A 6,253-nucleotide genomic window follows, 5' to 3' on the forward strand; every position below is an offset into this window, starting at 1 on the left:
TATAAGAAAAAAACGTTATATTTTTCCGTAATACATGGCTTTTACAATTCCATCAGAAAGACCTATTTTGGGTACATAAATATTTCGGGCACCACTCCATTTCATAGCATTCATATAGATGCGCGTTGCAGGAATAATTACGTCAGCTCGATCTGGATTCAAGCCAAGTTCTGATATTCTTTGTTCATAAGATAATGAATTCAAAAAAGAATATTGTGAATTCATGTAGATGTACGACAATGGTTTTTCCTGAATTTTACCCGATAATTTAAATAATTTATTAATGTTTCCACCAGATCCTATAAGTGTAACCTCGTCATATTCTTGAGTGTTGGTTTTAATCCATTTTTCAATTTCCTCCCACACTACATCACAAACCATGTTATTGAGTAAGCGCACTGTTCCTGCTTTGAAAGACCTAGAAGTTATCATTTTACCATTAGAAAATAGTGTAAATTCCGTACTCCCACCACCCACATCTACAAAAAGATAGGTTTGATCTGATTTTAATAAATGGTGTAAATCAGTTGAAGCAATAATGGCAGCTTCTTTTTTGCCATCAATAATTTCGATTTTTATATCAGCTTTTTTCTTAATGATAGCAACAACCTCTTTGCCATTATACGCTTCGCGCATAGCCGATGTTGCAAATGCCATATAACGCTCTACTTTGTGCACCTTCATGAGTAAATTAAATGCTTTCATCGCATCGCACATTCTATCGATATTCTCTGCAGAAATTTCACCCACTGTAAAAGCATCTTGCCCTAAACGGATAGGTACCCTAACAAGGGAACTTTTATTAAATTGCGGTTCTTTGCCGTCTTGTTCCACAATATTGACAATTAACAATCGCATAGCATTTGAGCCAATATCAATTGCAGCGTATTTTTTTATTTGAATCATATTTCTTGAGTTTGAAACTCCTGATCAAGGTGACGGATCTTATTCAGGTTAAATTGTAATTGGTAAAACAAAAACTATGCTATTTTTTCTTTCTTAGTGATATCTTCCAGTTTTTTTTCATAATAACGATACGTTTCTAGCTGCGCTCTAAAGATAGGATTATGGTTTCTAGGACGATATTTGTTATCAAATTTATGAGAATGAAACCTTGCTTTTACGTTCCCTTTCCAGCCAATGTCAAAATTGTCAATCAGTTCTTTTTTAATATCTTGATCATAAATAGGACAGGTAACCTCTACTCTACCGTCTAGATTTCTAGACATAAAATCAGCCGATGAAATATAGACTTCTGTTTGTCCTGCATTTCCAAAAATATACACTCTTGAATGTTCTAAATAATTATCAACTATACTAATTGCCTCTATGTTATCACTCATACCAGGAATTCCAGGAATTAAGGAACATATTCCTCGTACTTCAAGCTGAATTTTAACCCCTGCTCGACTGGCTTCATAAAGTTTATCAATCATGGCAAAGTCAGACAAACTATTCATTTTTAGCTTAATATGCGTTTTTCTTCCTGCAAGTGCGTGTATGATTTCCCTGTCAATTAATTTCACAAACTTAGTTCTTGTGTAATGAGGGGAAACAATTAAATGTTTATAACGATGTACTCTATAATTAATATCAAAAAACTCAAAAATTCTCATGATGTCTTTCAAGATCTGCTGGTGGCTTGTAAACAAAGTCACATCTGTATAGACTTTTGCTGTTGACTCGTTAAAATTCCCCGTTGAGATAAACCCATAACGCTTAATTTTATAATTTTCGACTCTTTCGATAACACATATTTTACTGTGTACCTTTAATCCTTTAATACCAAAAATAAGTTCAATACCTTCAAGCTGCATTTGTTCTGCATAAGAGATGTTTGAAGCTTCATCAAAGCGGGCTTGTAATTCTATTTGAACCGTTACTTTTTTTCCGTTTTTGGCAGCATTAATTAAGGAACTAATGATTTGCGAATTTTTGGCCAAACGGTACAACGTAATTTTTATTGAAACCACTTTTGGGTCCAACGCAGCTTCTCTCAAAAATTTGGTTAAGTATGAAAAAGACTGGTATGGAGCATTCAGCAAATAATCTTTTTCGCTTATTTTTTCTAACATACTTCCCTCTAAACTTAATCCAGGAATAGGCAACGGCGGTTTCGATTCATACAATAAATCAAATCTCCCTAAATTAGGAAAATCCATATAATCCCTTCTGTTATGATATCGACCACCAGGAATAATACTATCGGTAGATACAATTTTCATTTTATCCAAGAAAAAATTCAATGTATCCTCTTCAATCAATTGATCGTAAATAAATCGTACTGGTTCTCCTATTCTCCTGTCTTTTACGCTCAAGGAAATTTTCTCAATCATGCTTTTACTCAAATCACTATCAATGTCAAGTTGCGCATCTCTAGTGATTTTTATCATGTGTGCCGAAACACTTTCATAATCAAAAATGTTGAAAATATTATTTAAATTGTGTCGGATCACATCATCCAAAAGGATGATATATTGCTTTTCATCGTGAGATGGCAAGACCACAAAGCGATTGATGGTTTTTGGAATTTCAATTACTGCATAACGTACTTCATCGTCCTTTTTCATAACCAATTTTATGGCTAAATAACCAGAGGTATCCTTGAGGACAGGAAATTCAGCCAAATCATTCAAAATGATAGTCACCAACTCAGGGCTCACTTTTTGAATGAAAAAATCTTTTAAGAAAATTTCTTGCTCAATAGAGATATCTGCTTCGGTGATGATGAAAATATTTTTTGTTTCTAGTTCACTTTCTATAATATTTAGAATTCGTAAACTTTCAGATTGTTGTTCAATTACAATTTCGGTAATATCTTTTACCAGTTGTTGTGCCGAAATTCCTCCTAGGTATTTTTCACCAGTGATTCCGGTTAAACTTAAACGTCTTATAGCTGCAAAACGAACTCTAAAAAACTCATCTAAATTATTCGAAAATATGCCTAAAAATCGCAAACGATCCAATAATGGAACCGAAGTGTCACCCGCCTCTTGCAAAACTCTTGCATTAAAAGCCAACCAGCTTTTTTCTCTATCAATATATTTGTATGCTAACGTTTTATTCATTTTAAATCTTTCGGAAATAGTATATGTTCTGTTTTAGCTTTTTTAATGGTTTTCCAATGTGGCGAATCAAACTTTAAAAAAACTAAGCCTGATGTAGGAACGTTATCTATGGACACATCCCCGTAACGATTGACAAAATCAGTGATAGCTTCGTTGTGACCAAAAATCATCAAACTCTCTATGTCATCTGGACAAGATTCAACCACTTTTTGGAGCTGTTTTCTATCAAAGGTATAAAGGTCGTCTTTGTAAATGATACTGTCAAGCGGAAACAAAAAATTTTGTGCAAAAATTAACGCCGTATTTGTAGTTCTTTTGGCAATACTGCACCATATAGTAAATGTTTTTGGCAACAAAGATTTCACATGACCTGCTACAAGATGAGCATCTTTCATACCATTACATGTTAAAACTCGATCTTTATCCTGAACGGGAACCTCCCAACTCGATTTTGCATGCCTAACCAAAATTAAATTTTTCATACTTTACATTATTTGGCATTTATTAACCGATTCAACATGAATTAAAAGTAAAACCAAAGTACAAAAAAAAACGTAATTATTTGCAGGGCAAATTAGGTGTTTTAATAATTTGATTCACAATTATTTTATTTTTGATAAATTATAGAGAACTGTATAATAAATTAGTAACTTGTAAATAAGAAAATAAGTTATCATATCCATTCTTAAAAAATTAAGAGTGATTAAGTCAAAATTAGCAATAAAATAACTCGATCATAGTCTATTTTTAGTCATTTATCGGCTATTTAGGTCATTAAAAGAGTAAAATTTGAATTAAATAAATAATAATTACCTTTGTTTTCAAAAATTTTAAAAAATCAACATTAAAATTTTAAGTTATACTTAAAGATTGTTTTACAAAAAGCTAAACAAAAAATATTGGTATAAAATTTTACATTAATAAAAAACGGAATTATTAGTTAAATTCTAATAAATACAATGTATTTCCTTTAGAATTTAATTTATAAAAAAAACAATTAAAGAGCGAAAAGTAAATATTTCATGCAAGATTCAGCAAAAAAAATTTACTCATAACATAGTTTTAACAACATAAGTATTAGCAAAAACAAAAGATTATCATTTTATCTATATTGAAGATAATTTTGTGTTTCTATTATTCCAAATTTAATATGAAGAACTTTACTCTAGTAAAAAATATTTTTTTAACTCTATTTTTCATCTTAGCGTTCCATAACAAAGGTTTTAGCCAACCTTGCACCACAGGTCAGGTGCAAGTAGGAGCAATTACTAACAATTATGCTGCTACTGTTCCTTTTTCCAATAGTGTAGGTAATCCGAATAATGCTCTAGGAGGCCCTAATAACACTGTCGCTGTTCTTAATAATACGAATGATGCTCTTGTGCTTGATATGACAAATGTTGTAAGAAAAGGAACATCTGTAACTGTTAATGGAAATAATGGAAATAGAGTAAATGTATTTGTTTTTAATACTAGCATTAATAATTACCAATTAGTAGGTGCAAATGTCGCTTTAGATTTTACCTTTTTTACAACTTTTGATTGGCAACGCATTTATATACAGGTATCAACAAACAATTCAACCGCAGCGATAGATTACATTGATGCAACAACCTCTACTGTAAGATGTTTACCTGATACCGACAAAGATGGTGTAGCAGATAGTACTGATTTAGATGATGACAATGATGGTGTAGCAGACACTGTAGAGAATGTTTGCGCCTCTTCAACTTTAATATGGGCAAATCATTATGCAGAAGGAACAACCTTTGCAACAGGAGATAGACCATCAGTAGATGCTGCTAATCCAGCTTTATCATTTAATGGAGTTACCCTAGCTATAGCTGCAACAACAAATACAACTGGAAATTATCGTGTTAATAATTATGTTACTAATCCTAGCTACGGTTATACTCTACATCAGTCATCTGTTAATGGAGGCGAGTCTATCCATACATTTACTTTTTCAAGGGCAGTAAACAACCTGTCTTTTACCTTATTTGATATTGATTCGGGACCAAATTTTATAGATGAAGCTCAATTTACAATTACAACTACTGGTGGAGCTACATATACCATGTCGGCAGCTGATTATACCCTTGGAGCAAACACAACATACTTAGGAAATAATACATTTTTAGGTGGAGGTTTAGATGAAGATATGATCTTTAATTTCACTGTTCCTGTAAAGTCCATCGTGCTATCATACAGACAAAAAGGAACTACACCTGAAGTAAATCAATGGATGGCATTAGGTGATCTAAGATTTTGTGTTGCTCCTGATACAGACAACGATGGTATTGCTGATTATTTAGACTTAGATTCAGACAATGACAGCTGTTCGGATGCTAATGAGTATTATAACAATACTACTAGTGCAGCTTCGGGACAGCAATTTGGACAAACAGGAGGAGCAGTAGCGCCAGTAAATGCTAATGGTACAGTTAATTTACCTGCAGCTACGTATACAGGCTCTTATGCTAATGCGACATCCGTGGGAACATCAAGTTCTATTACATCTCAACCTGTTAATAGACTAATCAATGCTGGTACAAATACCACTTTTGCTGTAACAGCAACTGGTGGATCTGGCGTAACACAATACCAGTGGCAAGTTAATTCAGGCTCTGGTTTTACTAATATATCTAATGGTGGGGTTTATAGTAATGCTACGACAAATACCTTGACACTAACAGCTGTTCCATCAACATTTAATGGATACAGATATAGAGTAATCATTAGAGAATCTAATTTTGTATGTTCATCTGTAATTTCGTCTGAAGGAACACTAACTGTATTACCTGCGCCAGTGGTAACTATAGCAGATGCTAGTATAACTGAGGGTGGAAACTTGAGTTTCCCTGTTACTTTGAGTAACCCATCCGCTACAGATATCACCCTTGTTTTAGGATTTACCAATATATCGACTACTAACGGAGATTATACCACTACACCAGTAACGGTAACTTTCCCTGCAGGTTCTACTACAGCAACTGCAACAGTACAAACTACGGCAGATACTATTGATGAAATTGATGAAACCTTAAGGGTAGCGATTACCAGTTCTACAGGAACTGTGGGATCTACAACTGATACTGCTACAGGTACTATTTTAGATGATGACAATGCACCAGTGGTAACTATCGCAGATGCTTCTATCTCTGAAGGTGGCATCTTGAGTTTCC

The 6,253-nt window shown here is 33.3% G+C and carries 4 protein-coding genes; 1 reads left to right on the plus strand and 3 read right to left on the minus strand.

Annotated elements, in window-relative coordinates:
- Positions 1-15 precede the first annotated feature (15 nt).
- The 3 genes from IQ05_RS08840 to IQ05_RS08850 all read right to left on the minus strand — a co-directional run bounded on the left by IQ05_RS08840 (position 16) and on the right by IQ05_RS08850 (position 3,550).
- On the minus strand, positions 16-906 hold the full coding sequence (locus IQ05_RS08840; protein WP_144892101.1) for a Ppx/GppA phosphatase family protein: 891 nt from the start codon (positions 904-906) through the stop codon (positions 16-18).
- Between the two features lie 74 nt (positions 907-980).
- Positions 981-3,068, minus strand: a complete 2,088-nt coding sequence (gene ppk1, locus IQ05_RS08845; protein WP_144892103.1) for a polyphosphate kinase 1 — start codon at positions 3,066-3,068, stop codon at positions 981-983.
- Entirely contained in the window at positions 3,065-3,550 is a 486-nt protein-coding gene (locus IQ05_RS08850; RefSeq protein ID WP_144892105.1) for a SixA phosphatase family protein, read from the minus strand. Before IQ05_RS08850 ends, ppk1 begins: the two co-directional genes overlap by 4 nt.
- A gap of 668 nt (positions 3,551-4,218) precedes the next feature.
- On the opposite strand from IQ05_RS08850, the gene IQ05_RS08855 reads away from it, so the two are divergent.
- Positions 4,219-6,253: Calx-beta domain-containing protein (locus tag IQ05_RS08855; protein ID WP_208653359.1), on the plus strand; the 2,035-nt coding region annotated here is incomplete at its 3' end.

This window comes from Flavobacterium tiangeerense, assembly GCF_007830355.1.
GTDB lineage: Bacteria > Bacteroidota > Bacteroidia > Flavobacteriales > Flavobacteriaceae > Flavobacterium > Flavobacterium tiangeerense.

Coding starts and splice junctions, on each gene's coding strand:
- IQ05_RS08840 (WP_144892101.1), bottom strand. CDS start 906: ATGATTCAAATAAAAAAATACGCTGCAATTGATATTGGCTCAAATGCT.
- ppk1 (WP_144892103.1), bottom strand. CDS start 3,068: ATGAATAAAACGTTAGCATACAAATATATTGATAGAGAAAAAAGCTGG.
- IQ05_RS08850 (WP_144892105.1), bottom strand. CDS start 3,550: ATGAAAAATTTAATTTTGGTTAGGCATGCAAAATCGAGTTGGGAGGTT.